The following is a 19,622-nucleotide window of genomic DNA, read 5'->3' as shown; positions in this document are numbered from 1 at the left end:
TAAGAGAAGGGAATGATATCATCTCTACCCTATTAACGTTTAGCATACGCAAATGCTTGATACTACGCACGATCTGCCCGCCTAGGGGAGAAGAATTGGAATCTTACGAATCCATACAGATGTTCGAACCTCAACCATTCAAGCTCACCCTTTTCAAAGTGGTTTCGAGACACTTATAAGGTAAAGGGGGCGGAGGGAAACGGTGAGACTCCTATGGGACGTGTGGGACAGGTGAGACCCCGGAAGGCGTAGCCTGAGGAGGCTCACCGCCCGCCCCATGGAAAGCGAACCTTTTCCCGGAGCCCCCTAGAATCACACAAACATCTCGAAACTGAGTCTTCCACAAACGGGAGCTTTAGCTGAATAAGCCAAATATAAATTGTAAGTTCCTTTTTTGCAGTAATTTCAACACTAAACGTTAACAGAGCCTATCCAAAAAAAGACACTACATGAATGTAGTGTCAGAAAATGTTTGAGGTGAGATACCATACGTTCCATAGGAGCAGACTGTACACGATCAGTCGCTCACTGTTGGAGCCTGTGCGGAAGGTAAAGATAAACTGTAAGTATTTCTTCGAAAAGGGATAAGCCAGCGGAATCCCTTGTTTTGTTATGTAGTCACCGAACAGATGGGAGATGACCCCGATGATTAAGCCCCCGATATACATGCGCGGAATAGCCAATGCTTGCTCAAGAACGATGCCATACCCGATAAGGACTCCCACGAATAAAACAGAATGAGTCATCTTTCTATGTCCGCGGATCATAATCAAAATGGGAAGTAGAAGCATGACGAATATTTTAAGTTGGTCCCTGTAGGTATCGAGATACTCCGGAACAAACAGGTAACAGAGGAAGGCTAAGGTGAATAATGTCATAAGCCCCCGCCAGAATTTATTTCCGAGAGTAGAAGTAGGCGTATCGATATCCGGGAGAAGGGAACCGAATAATACAAATACAAAAAACAATATCGTTTGAAGTGGTTGAGCAGGCATCCATTCAAAGGTGGGAAGCAACGTCATAGCCCCTACACCGAAAGTGAATCCAACAACCTGGTGTCCTGATGCCATCATGGTGTACAGCAATCCTCTCTTTTCTAAGTAGCTCTTGAATAGTTTTCTTCATCATTTCTTTTAATAATTTCCAATAAAAATAAACCCACAGAAACGTGGGTGATCGAACTTAACAATCCCTTGCCGGAAGTCCGGTCAACTGGAATTTCGGACCTTCCATCGTCTGCTTGCCTTGAATGGTCAAATTCTCCGTCATATGAACAATTCTTGCGTCTATGGCTACGGGAATAGAATTGATTTGGTGAAGTTCATCATCGCCCTCCGGTTCTCCAATGGTCATCCCGATATCCGGTTCCCCGCATCCGTATCCTGCAAAAAACAAGCGCAGACATCCCGCGTCTTCATCTTCTAAAATTTGATTCAACAAATCTCTTGCTTGGTCGGTGATCTTCATCTTTTTCACCCCTCCGACTATAAAATACCATAGTTGCCAGGCTTGCTGGTAACGAAATGAATCCATCTACGATCATCCGCCCCTATTTTCTCCTACTGCAAAATAAAAATCCCTGGTGGAAACTCCACCAGGGATGATAACGATCTTTTTTATACAGCGCTTGCGTTGATTTCAACGTCAATGTTCCCGCTGGTCGCTTTAGAGTATGGACATACTTTGTGTGCTTCTTCCGCTAGGGATTCCGCTTCTTCCTGTGAAACACCTTTCACTTTCACATTCAGAACAACGCCTACTTTAAACCCATTATCTGATTCATCTTTTAAAAGACTGACGTCAGCAGTGATTTCAGATTCGATATCTTTTTTCTGTTTACTTGCAACCAGGTTCAGAGCCCCATCGTAGCAGGCGGAATAACCAGCAGCAAATAGTTGTTCCGGATTCGATCCTTTTTCATCACCTTCACCAGGCATGGAAAGGTTCAAATCAATCAAACCATCATCTGATTTAACGTGACCATTACGTCCACCTTGTGCTGTTGCATGTGCTGTAAACATAACATTACTCATTATTCATCACTCCTTGACTAATAATAGAATCCACAACGTTCTCATTCCTCATCCTGCCGTTGTTTAAACCTCTCTATTCATCATAGACACGAAACTCCTGCTTCAATTCTGCAGGAGCCATCTTCACCATCCATTGCATAATGTAAGTGAAAACAGCTAAATCATCGACAAGACCGAGAAATACGAGGAAATCCGGGATGATGTCCCATGGAAACATAAGGTAAGCCAGTAAAAGCGCGACCGAAAACCATTTTTTCTTTGCGCTTACATGGTTTGATTTAAAAAACTGCACCAGAAAAGGTACCGATTTTCTAACATTGAAAAGAAACTTAATCCTTCGCCATAAACGGACCATCCTCTTCCCTCCTCTTCATACTATACCCATCTTTCTTCGACATCAAGCAGAGTGAATGCTCACAATTGCTTAAATAAGACGTATACTTTACCATAAAAAGAAAAGACAGCAAGCGGTACATGTGCGGTCGTCCCGGACACCGTCACACCTGACCGTAAGGACGGGCGAAACTTTGAGCATATCCAAACCCGCAGAAATTCCTGACGATAACTCGACGATATCGACATATACTACCATCAGCTGCATACATAGCCCATTTTACGAAATTCTGCATACGATAACATAGCTCAAGAAAAGTGAAGGGGAGAAAGTTGTCATGAAGATCCTACTATTGAACGGAACGATTGTCGGGAGAAAGACCCGGACGCTCCTTAGTGAAATTGAAAAATATATACAACAGCTGCCGACCGATCATACAACGAAAATTGTGGATCTTGAAAATTACGAGCTGCAATTCGTAGATGGTCGCCCCGCTGAAGAATATAATGACGATATGAAGCGATTAATCAATGAAATCGAAGAAGCCGATGCGTATGTCATTGCGACCCCTGTGTTTCAGGGGTCGATTCCAGGAACATTGAAGAACGTCTTTGATGCTGTTTCTCCACTTTCCATGCGTTATAAACCGGTTTCCATCGTCGCAAACGGAGGAACTCTTCAGCACCATCTAGTTGTAGAAAACCAGCTGAAACCGATTTTGAATTATTTCCGGTGTATGGTCACTCCAAATTACGTATACACTCATACCAATCATTTTTCCACGCAGGGTGAGCTAATCGATGAAGATGTCCGCAACCGTCTAAAGGAAATGACCATCGTATTCAACCAGTACATGCAGATGAGCAGGGAACTTGAGCCTGATAAATAAGAACCAGGGGAAACGAACGTGCTTCCTCATCCAAAAAACGGAGGTCAGGAATGACCTCCGTTTTTTTCTATTCAACCAAGTATTTTGGTTATGTAATTCTGGGTTTCCCTGAAAGGGGGAACGCCATTGTACCGATCTACATTCCCAGGCCCGGCATTATAAGCAGCCAGCGCTAATTGTTTATCCCCATCGTAGCGATCGAGCATCTGCCTTAAATATTTGGTCCCGCCCATCAAGTTCTGTTCAGGATCAAAAGGATCAGATACACCGAGTCCTTTTGCGGTAGACGGCATGAGCTGCATCAATCCTTGAGCTCCAGCGTGACTCACCACCCCGGCATCAAAGTTTGACTCTGCCTTGACGACAGACCGAATCAACGCTTCGTCGACTCCGTAGCGTTCTGCAGCTTTCTGGATCAGCGGATCCAAATCTGAATCCCCTCCAGTAACCTCCGGAACAGCTACCGTTTTTCTGACCTGTGGCACAGCAACGGGAGTTGACTGAGGCATGAAGCTGCTTCCTGTGTAAAAGGCCGTATTCTCTGGAACTGACACCTGTTCAGAGAAAGACTGCTCCATCGCAGCACTTAAGAAACGTTGAAACGTCATATCCTGCATACCGCCAGAGTAACTATTCGACTGTCGATTTCCTAACATAGACATGGCCTGCATTTGAATCATTAGTTGGATTCTACTCACATCCATATACTCCACTCCATATGTTTGATAAATCAAGTGTACAAGATTCGAGGTTTTTGGACAATCAACCCTTTGAATATATTTTACATTTTACCAATAGTAGTAAAAACTTGAGAAAAACTTTTCTTAAAACCACCATTGAGTGATGATTTTCGGACATTTTTTTCCCAAAGCAGCACCCCATGAAAAGGTGGTACAATAAGAATTAGCAAAAGAGATACTAAATCGTGCACGTGCTGCCGTGCTGGTTGTCCACGGCTAAGCATATGTTTCTTTATATTTGTAATCATTTCTTTCTTGATGTACTCTCTTTTGTTTCTCTCGAATCACCCTATTATTTTTCCCCGCCAGGAAAAATAAACTGTAGATTTCATGGTCTGTCTCCCTTCAATGAAAAGGCAAGTACCATCCACCTCCTTTTGCCCATTCAAAAGGAGGTTCTTTTTTTACCCCGCCTTCACATAGCCCTCGATAAATATAAAACTCCTATTTTCGGAAGAGTTTTTTAAGCTTTTCATCTCTCACCCAAATGTTAGGCATTCATTAACAAGAAAACACATTTGCTTTAGCTCGGAAAACAGACAAATTCGCGGGTTTCACGGAAGATGCGACATCCGTTCTTCCCCTTCATGCTCCTCATATTGCGAGAAAAAGAAGGAAAATCAGACAAACCCCGCTCTTTCTATGGACAGGCTGCCAAAATAATATTTAAAAATCTAAATATTCCACGTTTGTACATCATATATTGGAAGTACAAAGGAGGTGGAATAAAGATGGATTTCAACAACCGTGTGTTTCAATTCCTAGCTGCCCTTCTTGCGGGGTATGCGCTTTACAGTATCGGTGACACCGCTGGGAACTTTTTCGATCAATTCTTGTTCTACGCCGGTTATATTGCAATGATTCTTTTTTCTTTTGCTATTATTATCGTCGGACTGGCAAGATTTTTGAATCAATACAAATAAAAAATGGATATTTTTTCAAAGGACGTGTAAAAAAGGCTGCGGATATGCCGCAGCCTTTTTATTTTTTGGCCCCAAAGAGTGATTTAAAAAAACTTTTGAATCCTCCCGAAACCTGTACTTCTTCTTTTTCTTCGTTTTCAATCCTTATATGCTCTTTTTCAATTGCATAATCCAAGGTAAGTACTGCTCCGTACTGTGACTCACTCTCCTGATTGGAGATGATGGAATGATGGATTCCGTTTTCTTCAGCTATATCCATATAAGGAGATAAAAAACGATAGCTCACTTCTCCATTCAAGAGCAGGGTGGCATCTTCATGCTGCTTCATATGTTCTGCTAAATCACCCGTTCCATGCTGCTGCATCAATTCGCCCTTAGTCAAAGCGATGACGATCCGCTCCCTCAACGTTCCGAGGTAAAGCTTTCTCTCTCCAGGTTTCGTCTCTCTGCTTCCGTAAACCCCCTCCTGAAGGTAATCTTCAATATCCGGCTTTTTCATAGCTGCACCTCATTCATTTCTAAAAAGAACTAAAAAAGCTGCTCCTAAACAGCTTTTCCCTATTTTACAATGACAGATATGTGGGAGGGAAGAACAGACAATTCTACAGGTAAAGCATCCCCTTCTTCTCCATCGACATTCGTCACCAAGTTTTCCTTGGATGAAATCCGGATGTGGTCCGCTTTAAAGTATTCTACATCCTTCTCCTCTTTCAAACCGCCTCTGAGAATAGCAGTGACGATGGAAGCAAGACGAATCATATTTACTTTAGGTACGATGTATCCATGAATTTTCCCGTCATTCACTTTCGCTTCGGGGGAAAGTTTCTCAAATCCTCCAGCTGAATTGGTCAAGGCTGCGAGGAATAAGAACGATTCCCCTTCCCATGCTTTATCGTCGTATTCGATACGAATGGGGTAACTGCTGTTCTGAGTGAGGGTTTTCATGCCCTCCATCATATAAGCCAGTGGCCCGAATTTAGTTTTTTGTTCGGGCGTCACATCGTAAGTCGCCTCAGCAAGAGCTCCAGCAGCTACAATATTGACGAAGTACTCGTCGTTATATTTTCCTATATCCACAGGTTTGGTCTGGTCTGAACGGAGAACGTCGATGGCTTCCTCCACTTTCAAAGGAATATCCAAGGCTCTTGCAAAGTCATTGACCGTTCCAAGCGGGATGATCCCCAGCAATGGACGGTGACTTTCATCCACCATTCCATTGATCGTCTCATGCAGAGTTCCATCTCCGCCCATAGAAACGACGACCTCGAACTCATCCCGGCAAGCATCACGGCAATACTTCGTGGCATCGAGCTCTTTTTCGGTTTGAGCAACATTCACTTCATATCCTTTTTCTTTAAGAATTCCTTCAATCTTCTCTACGTGATCGACCGCTTCCTCTTTCCCTGAAGAAGGGTTCACGATCAGCATCGCCTTTTTCATACCTGTTCTCCTCTCTACAAACGTTCATCTCTTCTCTGATGGTATTCAAAGAGGGTACTAACGGGAAGGAACCCGATCTTACGAAAGAATTCACTCCCTCCATTCAGATGAGGACGTAGACTTAGCTGAACTTTATCCGCTTCCTGTTCATGCATCCAGCCTACTAATGCGCGGCAGAGTGCAGCGCCTACCCCTTCCCGTCGATAAAACTCATCCACGAATACCTCACTTACAATTCCATATCTATCTTCTTCCCCATGGGCCTCTATGACTCCTAAAACATAACCGATCATTCTTCCATCCATATCCGCGACCAGAAGCTTCTGCTTCGGATTTTTTGCCAGGAACTGATCCGCCGCCCAGTATTTCCGTTCCTTCAATTCTTCACTGTTTTTACGTTCAGAAGCTGTGGCGTGCAAAAAATCGATGCTGTATCTAGTAAAATGCATCAAGTCTTGTTCCTCGGGTTCCCTTACCTTCACCATTAAAAACTACACCCCCTAAGCTTTCAACACCACTTGGTATTCCGGTGTATCTTCCATCACTTTCCTTGCGAAAGAGCAGACAGGGTCGATTTTCAATTTATGTTTTCTCGCGTAATTTACGGCGTAATCGATCAATTCTCCGCCAAGTCCCTTCTCACGTTCAGCAGGGGCAACGAAAGTACTGGTAATGACCATTGTATTTCCGTTTTCTTCAAATAGAAGATGGGCATCCGGTGATTCTTCTTCTCCTATATAAAATGTTCCTTTTTTCTCTTGAATTTCCTGTTCCAAAATTATCTCTCCTTTCCCTATAAAGGATACCCTTACAACTCCAATAAAAACATTCCGGAAACTCCTACAGGTAAGGATTAGAACCAAAAACCGGAGACCACTTACGTTGGCGCTGGAAAAAAATCGTCTTGCTCCATCGTCCAGACACTCGACCTTCATTCCTAACGAAGCTTCCTTCATTTAAGACATCCGTTAAAGAAGACCAATAGATAAAGAGGAACTCCCCTGAAATTGGAAGTTCCTCTTTTTTACACATATCAACACTAAACGGTTAACCGATCCATTTTTTAAGCAATTTGTTTTAAATCTTCTTCTAAAGGGATGTTCTTCTGCAATCCACGGCGGGCGGCGATGAAGAAGGCAGTGACGACAATTACTGTCCCGATTCCAGCCACGATGTACGAAACATTCAGACTCAACCCTAAGCCGATCGGTGCGTTCAGGATATAGGTGAATGTCGCCATCGTCATGAAAGTAGCCGGAATAGCTGCAATGAAATAATTCTTACGGGAAAGGAACAAGTACATGGCCCCGACCCAAAGCGCAATGACGGCTGTTGACTGATTCGCCCAGGAGAAATATCTCCATAATAAGGTGAAATCAATTCGTGTCAAAGCGAAGGAAATGACGAACATAGGTAGAGCAATCCATACACGGCTCATGATTTTCTTTTGAGGAATCTTAATATAATCGGCGATAATCATACGTGCACTTCGGAAAGCTGTATCTCCGGAAGTGATCGGAAGGATAATGACACCAAGAACAGCAAGTGTTCCCCCGACTGCGCCGAGCATAGCAACGGACACTTCACTAACAACAGCTGCTGGACCACCACTTGCCAGAACTTCATTCAACCCGGCTGAGCCGTTGAACAAACTCATAGCAGCAGCTGCCCAAATCATGGCGATGACCCCTTCTGCAATCATCATTCCGTAGAAAATACGACGACCTTGCTTTTCTCTTTGTGTCGTTCTTGAAATGATCGGTGTCTGAGTGGCATGAAAACCGGACAGTGCCCCACACGAGATTGTCAGGAACAACAACGGAAAGATCGGTGCGTTATCAGGATGCATGTTCGTAAAGGACAACTCAGGAATAGGTGCCCCGGTTACAACGAGTGATACCCCGACTCCTAGAGCACTAATCAGAAGAAGAGCACCGAAGATTGGATAAAAGCGTCCAATGATTTTATCAATCGGGAGCATGGTCGCTAAAAGGTAATAAGCGAAAATCACCAGCAAGATGATAGGAAGTGAAAGCCAGCTGCTTGTCATATTGTGCAGCAAATCCGCGGGTGCTGTCACGAACACCGTCCCGACGAGAATGAGCAGAAGTATAGCAAACGCATTAACAACGTGCTTCATGACTTTCCCTAAAAACTTACCTGCAAGTTCCGGCAGATGGGCGCCTCTGTTCCTAATGGAAATCATCCCTGTCAGATAATCATGGACGGCACCAGCAAAGATGGCTCCTAACACAATCCATAGAAAAGCGACAGGTCCATATAAAGCCCCGAGGATTGGACCAAAGATCGGCCCTACACCTGCGATGTTCAAAAGCTGAATCAAGGCATTCTTTTTTTCTCCCATCGGCAGATAATCGACACCATCCCCATGAGAGTACGCAGGAGTCTCGCGTCCTGTATTAACTCCGAATGTTTTCTCAACATATTTACCATAAGTAAAATAACCGACAATTAAAAGTGCAATACTCACTAAAAAAGTAATCATATGGTTTCCTCCTTTTCACGCTATCTGTAATCGCTTACATATAAGATAACAAGAGAACGCTTTCAAAGGAGGGATTGCTGTTCAACATGTCAAAAACAATGATCAAAATGTCGAAAATGACCACTGAAAGACAATGTCTCCTTACAATTCCAATTTCCTGCGTAATTCTTTCACATAGTTCCTGCTCACCGAAAGTTTTTCCTCTGTCCCCTTCAGCTCCAGTTGATAAGCACCATTGAACCAAGGGCTGAGCCGGTGCACGTAATCCAGGTTGACAAGATAACTTTTATGAATTCTGAAAAAGGAGAACCCATGCAACCGCTGCTCGACATCTTTCAGCGCATCTTTCGTTTCATAAACTCTTTGCTTTCCGACAATCTTCGTGACCCGGTCCTCCCTGTGTACATACATAATTTCTGAAGGATCCAGGTATTCAATCACGTCTTCCACTTCGACGGCAAATTTGGAAGGAGGCTGCCCCGTCTTTTCCTGAGAAGGCTCCATGATTTTCTCAATCCTCTCCACCGTTTCACTCAATTGCTCTTCATCAAATGGTTTGAGAAGATAATCGACCGCTTTTTGGCGGAAAGCTTCAACAGCGAAATCTGGATAGGCTGTCGCGAACACAATTTCCGGAACTTTCTTCAGCTCCTGTACGGCCTTAGCAACGGCCATCCCATCCATTTTCGGCATTTCCACATCAAGAAAGAGCACATCCGGCTGAAGCTTTAGCGTCTGCATGACAGCTTCATCGCCGGAACCTGCTTCTCCTACGATTTCAATCAGGGGGTAAGATTCCAATAAAAACCGCAGCTCTTCCCGACTGAAGCGTTCATCGTCAACGATGAGCACCGTGATTTTTCCGTTCATGATTCTGTCTCCTTTTCATCAAAAGGGACCGCAAAAGATATGGATGTCCCTTTCTCTTGTTCACTTTCAATTTGAAGCTTTGCATTCTTTCCATACATGAATTCCAAACGTTTGTTGACGTTATATAAAGCAAAACCCGTGCCTTTTTCCGATGATACCGTTTGTTCTCCTAGCGTGCGCAACCTTTCCGGTTCAATCCCTCTTCCGTTGTCCAGGATGCTTACTATGACGGTGGAATTATCTTTCTGGATACGAATCGTAATTTCCGCCCCGCCTTCCTGGTCTTTAATCCCATGCTTAATGCTGTTCTCAACGAGAGGCTGAAGGGTCAAAGGAGCGACTTTAGCCGACAAAGCCTCTTCCTCGATATCATAGCGGACATGCAGTCGGTCAACGAACCTCGTTTCTTCAATGAGGAGATAAGATCTTACGTGCTTCAGTTCTTCTTTCAAAGAAGTCCATGTCTTTGTTGTGGAGTTAAGGTTCTGCCTGAAAAACCTCGAAAGAGCGATCAGTAATTTTCTCGCACGATCCGGTTCAGAGCGGGTTAATGACACAATGACATTTAACGAATTGAATAAAAAATGTGGATTGACCTGAGCCTGAAGGGCTTTCACTTCTGCTTCACGAGCCAGTTCCTCTGCCTTTTCCGCATCGGCCAGTTCCAGCTGCTGACTAAGAAGGGCACTCAGTCCCTGAATCAACTCCAGCAGGACATTCGAAATTTCTTTTTGGGATCTTACATAAAACTTTAATGTACCTACCACTTCGTCCCGTTTCTTCAAAGGAACTATGACGGCTGCCCCCAGCGGACAATCAGGATGCTGGCATTGGATTTCTTCATAACGGACCACGACCCGCTCCCCCGTTTCGATGACTTCTCGAGTAGCATCTGTCTGAATCGGCTCCCCAGCTTTATGATGATCATCAGCCTGTCCCACATGGGCGAGTATGATTTCTTTATCCGTCATAGAAATAGCACTCACCTGCACTTCATTAAAAATAATGTGGCAGGCTTTTTCGGCTGAATGTCTTGTCAGCCCTTTCCGCAAGTGGGCAACCGTGGATTCAGCCAATTTCAAAGCCTTTTGAGCCTGAAGAGCACCGACCTTTTCTTCTTCATGAAGAACATTCCGGATAATCAGTAGAAACAACGCCGACCCCAGTCCATTGGCGACAATCATCGGTGCCCCTATTTCCTGAACTAGGGACCAGGCTCGACTAAAGGGTTCAGAGATGAGCAGGATGATTCCCATCTGTACCGTCTCTGCAAGCCCTCCGACCAATAGAGCGGTCTTCAGTTTCAATGGTTCTTCTTTTTTATGAAAATAACCGGCGATGACACCGGCCACTACAGCAGATATCCCACAGGCAAGTCCCGTGAATCCTCCGAGAGAAAAACGGTGGACCCCCGCAATGATGCCAGCTCCTATTCCAATTCTATATCCCCCGAATAGACCTGCGGCTACGATTCCGATGACTCTGGAATTCGCGAGCGCTTCTGATTCCACAAGATTATAAGCCCAACGCCCATAATCAAGGGAACTCGTATCATAAGTGATGCCAGTATATGTACCAATGATCCCGAACAATCCGAAAAAAACGATAGCCATATACCGTTGTTTCTGGTCCAAAGCTTTTTGATCGATCAATTCCCTGAAGAAACGGAAACGTGTAATGATGAACGCTACCGTAACAATGATTCCGAGCCTCTCAAGCATCGGGAGGAACAATTCAAACATATATCCACTTCCTTATCCGTGTTTCTCAATGCAATGAAGCAAAAGGTATTCTCTTCCCTGATCCAGCACGATCTCATTTGACATTAAGTATATTGTAGCATGGGTGGTTCGTTCTCATTCAAACGGTGTATTCCAGTCAAAGTCTACCTTTACCACCCCTAAATTATAAAAACACTAGGGAAACGTCAGAATTGTTTGATACACTAATAAAAAAAGAGGTGATAGGATGACAACAAACGTAGCCATCATTCAGATGGACATTATCTTCGGAAATCCTGAAGAAAACCGCAAACAGGCAAAAGTAAAAATAGAAGAAGCCGCTTCGAAAGGAAGTGAAGTCATCCTGCTTCCTGAATTATGGACGACAGGCTATGACCTCTCCCGTTTCGATGAAATTGCAGAACCTATCGATGGACCCACCCATCAACTGTTACTTTCATTATCAAAAAAACACGGGGTCACCATCGCTGGTTCCATCGCTGAAGAAGAAAACGGCAATTATTATAACACCTTTGTCGCTTATAATTCAGATGGTGAGCGACTCCTCCACTACCGGAAAGCACACTTGTTCCGCTTAATGAATGAAGAAAAGTTCTTGAACTCTGGCAATCAAAAAGGGAATTTCATGCTCAGAGACGTTCCGGCGGCCGGTGTCATCTGTTATGACATCCGCTTCCCTGAGTGGATGCGAACCCATATGCTGGATGGCTCACGCGGATTATTCGTCGTGGCGGAGTGGCCGAAACCGAGAGTCGAGCATTGGCGGAATCTATTGATCAGCCGGGCAATTGAGAATCAGTGCTTCGTCATCGCTTGTAACCGAGTAGGTGCGGATGAAAACAATGTATTCGGAGGCCATTCCATTGTCGTTGATCCTTGGGGGAATATCCTGGCAGAAGGCGGCTTTGATGAAGAAATCATCTATGCGGAAGTCGACTTCACGGCTGTAGAATCCATCCGAGAGCAAATCCCTATTTTTCAGGACCGGAGACCCGACTTGTACGAATAAATATCAAAAAAATCCTTCCGATTCAGTCGGAAGGATTTTTTTCATAGGCAGCAGTCTGATAAAAATAATTGGGCGTGTCCATTCGGTTTTCGTAAGCGGAATGGAAGATATGGGTGGTTGCAGGCGATACAGGCGGAATCAGCCACGTCCAATCTCCTGTCACCTCACGTCCGCATGAATGTTCTTTTTTCTCGAACTGGCGGAACTGTTGAGCAGCCGTATGATGGTCGACGAGAGTGACTCCATCTGTTTGGTAAGAATGGAGCACCGCCTGATTCAATTCGATTAAGGCGCGGTCCTTCCACAAGGATGAGTTCCGCTTTGTATCAAGTCCCATCGCTTCTGCCACAACGGGAAGAAGGTCATACCGGAATTCATCAGCAAGATTTCGTGCCCCGATTTCTGTCTCCATATAAAAGCCATTGAACGGAGCTGCCGTATAATTCACCCCGCCTATTTCAAGACGCATATCCGAAATGATCGGAACAGCATACCACCTCAAACGTAAATCCTTAAACCAATCGTAGTCGGGATGACGAAGGGCGACTTCCATAACCTTATCTGAAGGCAGATCAAACCATTGAGGCTCGCGTCCGTCCATCTCGACCACGAGAGGAAGGAGATCAAATGCCGTCCCTTCTCCTTCCCATCCCAGCTTTTCACACTCTTTCGTAAACGAAACCGAAGCTGGATCTCCCGTAATCCCCCCGTGCTCTTCGTAGCCGGCGTATCGGATCAATTGATGATTCCATACCCTGACGCCTTGATCCGAAGTTTCGGGTTTAAAAATGGTGATCGTGGAACGAATACGTCCTTCATTCGTTGCGTATTCCAAGTGGTTGAAAAGTGCATCACGCATACCCTCTTCTGATTCAACATCCCTGGCATCAAACACTTTCAGGCTGTTCCAAAAAAGACGCCCGATGCAACGGTTGCTGTTCCGCCAAGCGACTTTAGCGCCAAATTCAAGTTCCTCGTACGTGTGGGTATAAGTGCCGGTGCGATGAATTTCCTCTTTCATAAGATCGAGTCGGTCATCGATTCCGGAAAGACCCTTCTCCTGGTAGTATTGACGGATGAATGATTCCGCCTTTTTATATAAATCTGTGTTCACAGCATGAATCCTCCTGTATGGTGCTTCATTCCTATCCTACCATACATGGAGACAGACCTACACGAATCAGTCTGCTTTGCGTCCTGCTTGCTGAACGGGGTCCCAAACACTATTGTAAGGAGGTGCATACGCAAGATCCAAGTCTTCCAGCTCATCGATGGTCATGTCATGAAAAAGTGCAGTCGCTAAAACGTCGATCCTTTTGTCAGCTCCCTGCCCACCGATGATTTGTGCCCCAAGCAGCTTCCTCGTTTCTTCATGATAGATGATTTTCAATGTTAATGGATCTTCTTTGGAATAGTAACCGGCGGCGTGAGTGGATTCAATCGTAATCTTTTTGTACGGCAGCTTTTCATTTTGTGCTTCCCGCTCCGATAGTCCGGTACGGGCAAGTGTCAATTCAAAGAATTTCAGAATGGACGTCCCTACGACCCCTCGGAATGCCCTTCGGTGATCAATCATATTCAACCCGGCAATTTGTCCCTGCTTATTCGCATGTGTTCCGAGTGGAATGTAATCATCTTTCTTTTTGATGCGATGATACTGAGTCGAACAATCCCCGGCCGCATAGATGTCGAGGATGCTTGTTTCCATGTACGCATTGACGGCGATAGCATCTTTCACCCCTTTGTACACCCCGGTACCTTTCATAAAGTTTGTGTTTGGAGACACACCTACCGCCGCAAGTACTATATCTGTCGGGTATTCTCCTTTATCGGTAACGACTGACTGCACATGACCTTCCCCTTTGAAACCTTCCACGGATTCGCCAAGGTGGAGCTCTAAACCATTCTGTTCCGCTTCCCTATGGACGAGCTCTCCCATATCTTCGTCAAAGATCTTCGCTAATTGACTTCCCCGGTCGATTAATCGGACCTTCCTGCCTGTCGAAACGAAGCTTTCCGCCATCTCAAGGCCGATATAGCCGCCCCCGATAATGGTGACGTGTTCCGTTTTCTCCGTAGCAGCATCCATTATTTCTTCAATATCAGGAATGGTCTTTAGCGTGTAGATTCCTTTAAGGTCGCTCCCTTTCCAAGGGGGTATGACAGGAGAGGCCCCTGATGCCACAAGCAATCGATCATAATTCTTTTCAAAAGCGTTTCCCTGATCATCTTTTCCGTACACGACTTTATGATCGCAATCCACTTCCGTTACTTTGTGAAACGTCCGGACATCAATGCCGTACTTTTCCCGGAAGGTTTCAGGGTTCCGGGCGATCAGGTCTTCTGTAGACTGGACATCACCACTTAACACATACGGGAGCCCGCATTGTCCATAGGAAGTGATTCCTCCTTGTTCGAAAACCGTAACAGTATGACCTTCACTATTCCTGATGATCTGCATCGCTGCGCTCATTCCGGCTGCGTCTCCTCCAATAATAACGAAATCCATCCCAATCTCTCCTTTAACGTTCAATCTATTCTCTTATTCTTTGCCTAAATGGTTCCCCCTCAAACTTATCTCGTGTTAAACTAACGATATTATCCATTTGTACGAGTTTTCACAAAATTATTCCGAGGTGAAGAGCATGAAGCAATTTCCAACATCAAAAGCTGTCCAGCGTTTGCCGGACCAATTTTTCGCAACGATGATCGATAAGTTGAATCTGTATATAGAAAGAGGGTATGATACCCTGAACCTTGGCCAGGGCAACCCTGATCAACCTACGCCATCCCATATTGTACAATCGCTTCAAGAAGCGGCCGAGAATCCCGCATACCATAAGTACCCCCCCTTCCATGGGTACGAATTCTTCAAAGAAGCAATCGCTGAATTTTATAAACGGGAATATGATGTAGACATCGATCCGGAAACAGAAGTGGCCATCATGCCTGGAAGCAAAACCGGTCTTGTCGAGCTGTGTCAATGCTTCCTTGATCCCGGGGACGTCGCGCTGGTGCCTGACCCTGGCTACCCGGATTACTGGTCTGGGATCGAGATGGTCGGTGCAGAAATGAAGTCGATGCCATTAAGGGAAAAGAACGGGTTCCTGCCTGACTACCGTGAAATTGATACCGAAAGTTGGGAAAAAGCAAAGCTCATGTTCCTAAACTATCCGAATAACCCGACAGGCGCGATGGCTGATGCTGACTTTTTCGAGGAAACAATTAAAGAAGCAGAACAAAACGATGTCTGTGTCGTCCACGATTTCGCCTACGGAGCTATAGGCTTTGATGGGAACAAACCGCTAAGCTTCATGCAGTTTGAAGGAGCTAAAAACGTCGGTGTGGAAGTGTATACCATGTCCAAGACTTACAACATGGCCGGCTGGCGCGTAGCATTCGTCGTCGGCAACCCAAGCGTCATTCAAGCCATCGAGGTCATCCAGGACCACTACTTCTGCAGCCTGTTTGGCGGACTTCAGAAAGCTTCAGCCACAGCCTTGTTGAGTTCGCAGGAATGTGTTGCTGAGCTATCTGAAACCTATGAACAAAGACGCGATCTCCTCGTAAATGGCTTAGAAGAAGCTGGTTACCATGTAGCGCCCTGCCAAGGTTCTTTCTTCGCCTGGCTCCAAGTGCCGGAAGGCTATACTTCCCAAGGGTTCGCCGATGACTTGCTAGAGTCTACAGGGCTGTTCGTAGCACCTGGCATTGGCTTCGGTCAATCCGGAGAAGGGTACGTCCGGATAGGACTGAATAATTCTGAAGAAAAACTGCGTGAAGCTGTAAAACGTTTCAAAGACTTCAAACAGCAATTGTAATCAGAAGGACAAACCTGCCACCTCGGAAGGTTTGTCCTATTTAAATGAAGAGTTTTTAAATCATGTGGTTTAATTGTCGAATAGTGTCTGCTTGTTGGAGATTTTTTTAAAAAATAAATATTGAATCCGCCATAGAAATGTATTTTAATTATCTTATACAAATATTCTACATGAACTACTCGGGAGGGGTTAAGGTGTATGCGCTTGTAAGAAAAGATGACCGCCTGGTAGAAATACTTAAAGACCCGATTGATCGTCGGGACAGGGTCTTTCTTGAAAAAAAAGAAGCATTGAAATACGCGGACAAATTAAATCTCTTCATACAGACCGGTCCTAAATGGGAAGTGGAGAAATATTGATGGAAATTTTTCCCATATAAAAAGCAGAAGCACATGTGAGCTTCTGCTTTTTATATTTGGCTCTGTTAAAGTTCAGTATTGATATTTGCATCAACGGATGGAAGTGACCATAAATGATAGGAGGGTAAAAGAGAATTTATTTCTAAGTATCGAAACCTCTAGATGATCTACTTTCACGATGTAACCATTGAATCTTGTTGGATTATTATTTCGAAACGGAGTCTTTCACTAAATGGCAGGATTGTTGAAGACTTGATTTCGAGAGGGTTCGGGGTTCGTTATTGTGTTGAGTGCCAGGGGTGGCTGGGAAGCTACTCGCTTTCCTGTGGGGGAGTGCCGAGCTTCCTCGGGCTTATCGCCCTGCGGGATCTCGCCGATCTCCTTTCTCCCACGGGAGTCTCGCAGCTTCCCAACCACCCCATTCGATCATGCGAGAAACGAACCCCTTTACCAACGTTGGATGGTCTTCCATTACCCCGGTTGTTGTAAGCATAAAACGCTATGTATCAAGCTTTCCGGGTTCGAGCCCCTCGGTTTGGGCGTATGAACCTTATCCTCTCACCAACTAGAATAGCTGATGATTCATGAAGGGGCTTCGAGACCCTGATATAGCCAACGGGCGGAGGGGGATGGCGAGACTCCTGCGGGAAAAGAGTGCTGGGTGAGACCCCGCAAGGCGTAAGCCTGAGGAGGCCCACCGCGCTTCCGCGGAAAGCGAGTCATCCCCCGCAGCCCCTAACTCCCCCACAAACATCTCGAAGCTGAGTCTTCCACAAACGGGAGCTTTCGTTGAATAAGCCAACTATAAAAATGAGGAACTCCCATAAAATTGGAAGTTCCTCATTTTTGCAGTAATATCAACACTAAACTTTAACAGAGCCTTATATTTTTAAGATGCTAGAGTTAAAATGGGTATTCGCGATAACCATTCATGACCCCGATCCACTTAACGGTCGTGAACTTATCAATGGCCCACTCTCCGCCGAAACGACCGAGACCGGATTCCTTTTCACCGCCGAACGCGACGTGGGCTTCATCATTGACCGACTGATCATTGATATGAATCATCCCCGTGTCTACACGCTTGGCCACTTCGACCCCACGATGGACATCACGGGTAAAGACAGAACCACTCAATCCATAAGGAGAGTTGTTCGCTGTTTCGATCGCTTCTTGTTCTGAGGTAACCTTGATGACTGAAGCTACAGGTCCAAACACCTCATTATTTGCAATCGGCATCTCGCTACGGACGCCTGTCAGCACCGTCGGCTGCATCACACTGCCGTCAGCCTCCCCGCCTGTCAGAATCTCAGCACCCTGATCCACACTGGCTTTCAAATCTTCCTGAATTCTTTCTATCGCATCCATGTTGATAAGCGGGCCAATTACAGTGTCCTCCTCCGAAGGATCCCCAGCTTTCAAGCTCTCTACTTTCTCTTTGAATTTATGAATAAACGTATCATGAACACTTTCATCAATGATGATTCTATTTAGAGACATACAGATCTGACCCTGGTGTAGAAACTTACCAAAAGCCGCTGCTTCTACAGCCTGATCGACATCTGCATCATCCAGGACAATCATGGCGTTGTTCCCGCCCAGCTCAAGAGCGGTATCTTTGATGTGTTTTCCTGCCAGTTCACCGATGTGACTTCCAACTTCGGTCGATCCTGTAAAAGAGATAAGTTTTGCAGCCGGATGCTTGACGAAAGCATCTCCGATTTCAGACCCACGACCAACAACGACGTTGACGACTCCTTCAGGAAAACCTGCTTCTTCAAAAAGATCTGCAATCAACAATCCGGATGTTACCGGGGCATCAGAGGCTGGTTTCACGACGACTGTATTTCCTGTAGCCACTGCCGGCGCAATAGATCTCAAGGCTAAATGGAAAGGGAAATTCCATGGACCGATCACACCGATCACGCCTTTTGGAGACCTGTACACACGGTTTTCTTTTCCAGGTGTATTGGATGGCAGAATCTGTCCATTCATCCGTGTCGGGAAGCTGGAAGATTCCCGGATGATTCCCATCGCTGCCTGGAATTCAACTTCAGCTTTGACGAGCGTACTTCCCGCTTCCTTCACGAGCCAGTCTACGATTTCATCTTTCCTCTCGTGCACAACCTTCAATAATTGATCAAAATAAGATTGCTTGGAAGCAGGGGAAACCGCTGCCCAGTTTTCCTGGGCATTAACAGCTGCCTCATAAGCTTCATCAAGATCTGCTTCATTCGCTGAAAGGATTGAAGCGATCGTTTGTTGTGTATAGGGGTTCATATTTTCTACATATTTTTCACTGGACCCGTTCTTCCATTGTCCATTAATGTATTGTTTCGTAAATGTTTTTGGGCTCATGGTGTTACCTCCATTCGGAAACTTTTTCACAAAGCTATAATTCCCGGCAGAGGTCCAATCAAAACCAATTCAAATGGTCATCAGCATATCGACATGTGGAATCCCGTCCTCAAGATAAACCTCTGATACTTCCTTAAATCCGAAAGACCCGTAAAAATAACGCAGATGCTCCTGTCCGTGCAAAGCAATCTTTTTCACATTGAATTCCTCTTTTAGGAGGTCAATCGCCCGGTCCATCACCTGACGTGCATACCCATTCCCCCGGTGTTCGGTTTTGACAAGGACACGACCGATGCTGTAATGCCCCTCCCCTTCTGTCGGGGGCACAATACGACAATAAGCCGCCATTTCTCCTCCCTGTTCCATCCATAGGTGAAGACAGTCCATATCTCTGCCATCGACTTCCGGATAAGGGCATTCCTGTTCAACAACAAAGACCCTGACTCTCGTTTGTAAAATGTCATACAATTCCTCTTTAGATAATTCAGCGAATGTTTTCTTTACCCATTCCATCTCCAGCTCCCCTTTTCTGTTCGTTATCTTTTCAATATACCTTACTGTTCATATCGGGACAAAATTTCCGCAGTTTCCACTAAAA

21 protein-coding genes are annotated in these 19,622 nt (G+C 45.2%); 5 read left to right on the top strand and 16 right to left on the bottom strand.

The annotated features are described in order from the left end of the window. Nucleotides 1-461 precede the first annotated feature (461 nt). The 4 genes from ACXADE_RS01655 to ACXADE_RS01640 all read right to left on the bottom strand — a co-directional run bounded on the left by ACXADE_RS01655 (nucleotide 462) and on the right by ACXADE_RS01640 (nucleotide 2,388). Nucleotides 462-1,073, bottom strand: a complete 612-nt coding sequence (locus tag ACXADE_RS01655; RefSeq protein ID WP_474978788.1) for a metal-dependent hydrolase — start codon at nucleotides 1,071-1,073, stop codon at nucleotides 462-464. 109 nt (nucleotides 1,074-1,182) lie between these two features. Next, a complete protein-coding gene (locus ACXADE_RS01650; RefSeq protein WP_474978787.1) occupies nucleotides 1,183-1,533 on the bottom strand; it encodes an iron-sulfur cluster assembly accessory protein in 351 nt (116 codons plus the stop codon). A gap of 83 nt (nucleotides 1,534-1,616) precedes the next feature. Continuing rightward, nucleotides 1,617-2,033: an organic hydroperoxide resistance protein gene (locus ACXADE_RS01645; RefSeq protein ID WP_115825158.1), complete on the bottom strand. Its 417-nt coding sequence runs from the start codon at nucleotides 2,031-2,033 to the stop codon at nucleotides 1,617-1,619. A 73-nt stretch (nucleotides 2,034-2,106) separates the two neighbouring features. Continuing rightward, nucleotides 2,107-2,388 carry a YkvA family protein gene (locus ACXADE_RS01640; protein WP_474978786.1) on the bottom strand — a complete coding sequence of 94 codons (282 nt, stop codon included), beginning with the start codon at nucleotides 2,386-2,388 and terminating at the stop codon, nucleotides 2,107-2,109. 316 nt (nucleotides 2,389-2,704) lie between these two features. On the opposite strand from ACXADE_RS01640, the gene ACXADE_RS01635 reads away from it, so the two are divergent. After that, nucleotides 2,705-3,256, top strand: a complete 552-nt coding sequence (locus tag ACXADE_RS01635; RefSeq protein ID WP_474978785.1) for an NADPH-dependent FMN reductase — start codon at nucleotides 2,705-2,707, stop codon at nucleotides 3,254-3,256. A gap of 71 nt (nucleotides 3,257-3,327) precedes the next feature. Here the strand turns inward: ACXADE_RS01635 and ACXADE_RS01630 are convergent, their stop codons facing one another. Then, on the bottom strand, nucleotides 3,328-3,960 hold the full coding sequence (locus ACXADE_RS01630; RefSeq protein ID WP_474978784.1) for a lytic transglycosylase domain-containing protein: 633 nt from the start codon (nucleotides 3,958-3,960) through the stop codon (nucleotides 3,328-3,330). Between the two features lie 767 nt (nucleotides 3,961-4,727). On the opposite strand from ACXADE_RS01630, the gene ACXADE_RS01625 reads away from it, so the two are divergent. Next, nucleotides 4,728-4,919, top strand: a complete 192-nt coding sequence (locus ACXADE_RS01625; RefSeq protein ID WP_474978783.1) for a hypothetical protein — start codon at nucleotides 4,728-4,730, stop codon at nucleotides 4,917-4,919. A gap of 58 nt (nucleotides 4,920-4,977) precedes the next feature. Here ACXADE_RS01625 and ACXADE_RS01620 read toward each other — a convergent pair whose 3' ends face one another. The 7 genes from ACXADE_RS01620 to ACXADE_RS01590 form a co-directional block, all read right to left on the bottom strand. Continuing rightward, on the bottom strand, nucleotides 4,978-5,418 hold the full coding sequence (locus ACXADE_RS01620; RefSeq protein ID WP_474978782.1) for a YueI family protein: 441 nt from the start codon (nucleotides 5,416-5,418) through the stop codon (nucleotides 4,978-4,980). Between the two features lie 59 nt (nucleotides 5,419-5,477). Continuing rightward, nucleotides 5,478-6,359: a diacylglycerol/lipid kinase family protein gene (locus tag ACXADE_RS01615; RefSeq protein ID WP_474978781.1), complete on the bottom strand. Its 882-nt coding sequence runs from the start codon at nucleotides 6,357-6,359 to the stop codon at nucleotides 5,478-5,480. Between the two features lie 14 nt (nucleotides 6,360-6,373). After that, a complete protein-coding gene (locus ACXADE_RS01610; RefSeq protein ID WP_474978780.1) occupies nucleotides 6,374-6,844 on the bottom strand; it encodes an N-acetyltransferase family protein in 471 nt (156 codons plus the stop codon). Nucleotides 6,845-6,859: 15 nt separating this feature from the next. After that, nucleotides 6,860-7,135, bottom strand: coding sequence for a GNAT family N-acetyltransferase (locus ACXADE_RS01605; protein ID WP_474978779.1), 276 nt, complete (start codon nucleotides 7,133-7,135; stop codon nucleotides 6,860-6,862). Between the two features lie 287 nt (nucleotides 7,136-7,422). Next, nucleotides 7,423-8,865: a carbon starvation CstA family protein gene (locus ACXADE_RS01600; protein ID WP_474978778.1), complete on the bottom strand. Its 1,443-nt coding sequence runs from the start codon at nucleotides 8,863-8,865 to the stop codon at nucleotides 7,423-7,425. A 141-nt stretch (nucleotides 8,866-9,006) separates the two neighbouring features. Beyond that, entirely contained in the window at nucleotides 9,007-9,735 is a 729-nt protein-coding gene (locus ACXADE_RS01595) for a LytR/AlgR family response regulator transcription factor (RefSeq protein WP_474978777.1), read from the bottom strand. After that, entirely contained in the window at nucleotides 9,732-11,477 is a 1,746-nt protein-coding gene (locus ACXADE_RS01590; protein WP_474978776.1) for a LytS/YhcK type 5TM receptor domain-containing protein, read from the bottom strand. Before ACXADE_RS01590 ends, ACXADE_RS01595 begins: the two co-directional genes overlap by 4 nt. A 226-nt stretch (nucleotides 11,478-11,703) precedes the next feature. Between ACXADE_RS01590 and ACXADE_RS01585 the strand changes: the two genes are divergently transcribed. Further along, nucleotides 11,704-12,486, top strand: coding sequence for a carbon-nitrogen family hydrolase (locus tag ACXADE_RS01585; RefSeq protein WP_474978775.1), 783 nt, complete (start codon nucleotides 11,704-11,706; stop codon nucleotides 12,484-12,486). 22 nt (nucleotides 12,487-12,508) lie between these two features. On the opposite strand, the gene ACXADE_RS01580 is transcribed toward ACXADE_RS01585, so the two are convergent. Then, nucleotides 12,509-13,600 (bottom strand): nitric oxide synthase oxygenase, encoded by a 1,092-nt coding sequence (locus ACXADE_RS01580; RefSeq protein ID WP_474978773.1) that lies wholly within the window; start codon nucleotides 13,598-13,600, stop codon nucleotides 12,509-12,511. Between the two features lie 66 nt (nucleotides 13,601-13,666). Then, nucleotides 13,667-14,995: an FAD-dependent oxidoreductase gene (locus ACXADE_RS01575; RefSeq protein WP_474978772.1), complete on the bottom strand. Its 1,329-nt coding sequence runs from the start codon at nucleotides 14,993-14,995 to the stop codon at nucleotides 13,667-13,669. 136 nt (nucleotides 14,996-15,131) lie between these two features. Here ACXADE_RS01575 and ACXADE_RS01570 point away from each other — a divergent pair, with 136 nt between their 5' ends. Together ACXADE_RS01570 and ACXADE_RS01565 are read left to right on the top strand one after the other, a co-directional pair. Beyond that, nucleotides 15,132-16,307, top strand: coding sequence for an aminotransferase class I/II-fold pyridoxal phosphate-dependent enzyme (locus ACXADE_RS01570; RefSeq protein ID WP_474978771.1), 1,176 nt, complete (start codon nucleotides 15,132-15,134; stop codon nucleotides 16,305-16,307). A 194-nt stretch (nucleotides 16,308-16,501) separates the two neighbouring features. Continuing rightward, entirely contained in the window at nucleotides 16,502-16,666 is a 165-nt protein-coding gene (locus tag ACXADE_RS01565) for a hypothetical protein (protein WP_474978770.1), read from the top strand. Nucleotides 16,667-17,569: 903 nt separating this feature from the next. On the opposite strand, the gene ACXADE_RS01560 is transcribed toward ACXADE_RS01565, so the two are convergent. Then, nucleotides 17,570-19,024 carry an aldehyde dehydrogenase family protein gene (locus ACXADE_RS01560; RefSeq protein WP_474978769.1) on the bottom strand — a complete coding sequence of 485 codons (1,455 nt, stop codon included), beginning with the start codon at nucleotides 19,022-19,024 and terminating at the stop codon, nucleotides 17,570-17,572. Nucleotides 19,025-19,093: 69 nt separating this feature from the next. Then, nucleotides 19,094-19,537, bottom strand: a complete 444-nt coding sequence (locus ACXADE_RS01555; RefSeq protein ID WP_474978768.1) for a GNAT family N-acetyltransferase — start codon at nucleotides 19,535-19,537, stop codon at nucleotides 19,094-19,096. Nucleotides 19,538-19,622 lie beyond the last annotated feature (85 nt).

The sequence above is a fragment of the Halobacillus sp. ABR2_026 genome (assembly GCF_056158545.1).
The sequence above is the reverse complement of the archived record's forward strand: the minus strand, read 5'-3'. Positions and strand labels throughout refer to the sequence as shown.

Coding starts and splice junctions, on each gene's coding strand:
- ACXADE_RS01625 (WP_474978783.1), top strand. CDS start 4,728: ATGGATTTCAACAACCGTGTGTTTCAATTCCTAGCTGCCCTTCTTGCG.
- ACXADE_RS01630 (WP_474978784.1), bottom strand. CDS start 3,960: ATGGATGTGAGTAGAATCCAACTAATGATTCAAATGCAGGCCATGTCT.
- ACXADE_RS01645 (WP_115825158.1), bottom strand. CDS start 2,033: ATGAGTAATGTTATGTTTACAGCACATGCAACAGCACAAGGTGGACGT.
- ACXADE_RS01570 (WP_474978771.1), top strand. CDS start 15,132: ATGAAGCAATTTCCAACATCAAAAGCTGTCCAGCGTTTGCCGGACCAA.
- ACXADE_RS01590 (WP_474978776.1), bottom strand. CDS start 11,477: ATGTTTGAATTGTTCCTCCCGATGCTTGAGAGGCTCGGAATCATTGTT.
- ACXADE_RS01560 (WP_474978769.1), bottom strand. CDS start 19,024: ATGAGCCCAAAAACATTTACGAAACAATACATTAATGGACAATGGAAG.
- ACXADE_RS01610 (WP_474978780.1), bottom strand. CDS start 6,844: ATGGTGAAGGTAAGGGAACCCGAGGAACAAGACTTGATGCATTTTACT.
- ACXADE_RS01595 (WP_474978777.1), bottom strand. CDS start 9,735: ATGAACGGAAAAATCACGGTGCTCATCGTTGACGATGAACGCTTCAGT.
- ACXADE_RS01585 (WP_474978775.1), top strand. CDS start 11,704: ATGACAACAAACGTAGCCATCATTCAGATGGACATTATCTTCGGAAAT.
- ACXADE_RS01635 (WP_474978785.1), top strand. CDS start 2,705: ATGAAGATCCTACTATTGAACGGAACGATTGTCGGGAGAAAGACCCGG.
- ACXADE_RS01615 (WP_474978781.1), bottom strand. CDS start 6,359: ATGAAAAAGGCGATGCTGATCGTGAACCCTTCTTCAGGGAAAGAGGAA.
- ACXADE_RS01620 (WP_474978782.1), bottom strand. CDS start 5,418: ATGAAAAAGCCGGATATTGAAGATTACCTTCAGGAGGGGGTTTACGGA.
- ACXADE_RS01650 (WP_474978787.1), bottom strand. CDS start 1,533: ATGGATTCATTTCGTTACCAGCAAGCCTGGCAACTATGGTATTTTATA.
- ACXADE_RS01575 (WP_474978772.1), bottom strand. CDS start 14,995: ATGGATTTCGTTATTATTGGAGGAGACGCAGCCGGAATGAGCGCAGCG.
- ACXADE_RS01640 (WP_474978786.1), bottom strand. CDS start 2,388: ATGGTCCGTTTATGGCGAAGGATTAAGTTTCTTTTCAATGTTAGAAAA.
- ACXADE_RS01555 (WP_474978768.1), bottom strand. CDS start 19,537: ATGGAATGGGTAAAGAAAACATTCGCTGAATTATCTAAAGAGGAATTG.
- ACXADE_RS01655 (WP_474978788.1), bottom strand. CDS start 1,073: ATGATGGCATCAGGACACCAGGTTGTTGGATTCACTTTCGGTGTAGGG.
- ACXADE_RS01600 (WP_474978778.1), bottom strand. CDS start 8,865: ATGATTACTTTTTTAGTGAGTATTGCACTTTTAATTGTCGGTTATTTT.